The following is a 1,522-nucleotide window of genomic DNA, read 5'->3' as shown; positions in this document are numbered from 1 at the left end:
GTCGTCCGTGAAGAACGCTAATTTCAGACCGGATTGATCGTCGGCCCCACGAAGAGAGCGCTGAGGATTTGGCGCAACAAAATCCTCAGCCAGCGGATCAGGCGGCGGAAGTTGTAGCCGACGGCGGCGAGGACGGCGTTGTTGGCATCGCCGCGCCGGAACCAGAGATAGTTGCGGCCCATGCGATGCTCAGCTTTGAGATGGCCGATGACGGGCTCGACGGCGGACCTGCGACGGAGTTCACGCTTGATCTGTGGCGTTACCCCTCGCTTCTGGCCGGAGAGGAAGACCCTGAACTTGTAATGGGGTGGTGCATTGTGGCCGCGGTAGCCCTTGTCTGCGAGGATGCGCGCGATGGTGTTGCCGACCAGCGCCTCCATGTCCGGGATCACGGTTTCCAAGGTGTGGCCGTCATATGGATTGCCGGGCAGCGCCTTCACGTGGGTAACGAACTGGCCGCCCTTGCAGTGCTTGAGGGTGGTGGCAACGCTGACCTTGACGCCGAACTCGTAAGGCCGATGGGCCTTGCCTTTGCCGATGCATTCGACTTCCGGTGCATGCAGGGAATAGACCTTCGGCCCGCGTTGACGTTGCTGCTGCTCGCGCACGCGGCGAGCCAGCAACAGCAGCCTGGTGAACGCTGCTTCGAGCCCGCCATTGCCCTCGATCTTGCGCCCGATGTCGCGGATGACGCGGCCGAGGTAGGTGCGCAGCTTCCTGAGCATCCGGTTGGCGCGCTTGAACTGTTTGGCATGGGCATAGCGCTGATGCTGGATCAGGGCGAACTTGCCCACCCGTGCATAGGACTGGCGCAGATTCACCCCATGGCACTGCGCCAGCCGCACCAGCTTCTCGCGCGCCCGGTTCAGAAGCTTGGCATCGGTGGGGAACGTCACGTTCTTGGGCTGCACCGTGGTGTCGATGATCACCCGTGACAGCTCGGACGGCTTGATCGCCATGGTCCTGGTGGCAACCGACAGGCTCTCCTGCAGCAGCGCCTGCAGCCGTTCCTCGCCCATCCGGTTGCGCCAGCGCGTCAGTGACGAGCGATCGAACACCAGCCGGTGCTGGAAGAACTCCTCGCCGCAGAAGAATTGGTAGTAGGGGTTCTCGACCCAGCGCTCGCACAGCACTTCGTCGGACAGGTCATAGGTGTGCTTGAGGATGGCCAGCCCCGCCATCAATCGCGTCGGCAGTGGCGGGCGGCCCGGGTCATCCGTGTAGACCGCGCCAAACTCCCGTTCCAGGAACTCCCAATCCACCGTGCGCCCCAGCGCCACCAGCGGATGCTTCAGGTCGATGATCTGATCGAGCCGGGACCGGAACAGATCCTGCTCTCCCGTCTCCCGCCGTTCCGGTGGCCGCATCTGGTCCCCCCGCCAAATCGTTCAATGGCGAGTGAATCACAAATCAAATTTGCAAGGAATCCCCTTCGTTGCACCCGATTCCCGGCAAGCTCAATTAGCCCAGTGCGCCGTTTCCAGATTCTAAATCAACGACTTGGGAATTCTTCACGGACGAC

At 62.2% G+C, this 1,522-nt stretch carries 1 protein-coding gene; it reads right to left on the bottom strand.

Going from position 1 to position 1,522, the window contains the following annotated elements; translation table 11 throughout:
- Nucleotides 1-23 precede the first annotated feature (23 nt).
- Nucleotides 24-1,367 (bottom strand): IS5 family transposase, encoded by a 1,344-nt coding sequence (locus IVB27_RS39815; RefSeq protein WP_247448001.1) that lies wholly within the window; start codon nt 1,365-1,367, stop codon nt 24-26.
- Nucleotides 1,368-1,522: the final 155 nt, after the last annotated feature.

The organism is Bradyrhizobium sp. 197 (genome assembly GCF_023073375.1).
Taxonomy (GTDB): Bacteria; Pseudomonadota; Alphaproteobacteria; order Rhizobiales; family Xanthobacteraceae; genus Bradyrhizobium.
The sequence above is the reverse complement of the archived record's forward strand: the minus strand, read 5'-3'. Positions and strand labels throughout refer to the sequence as shown.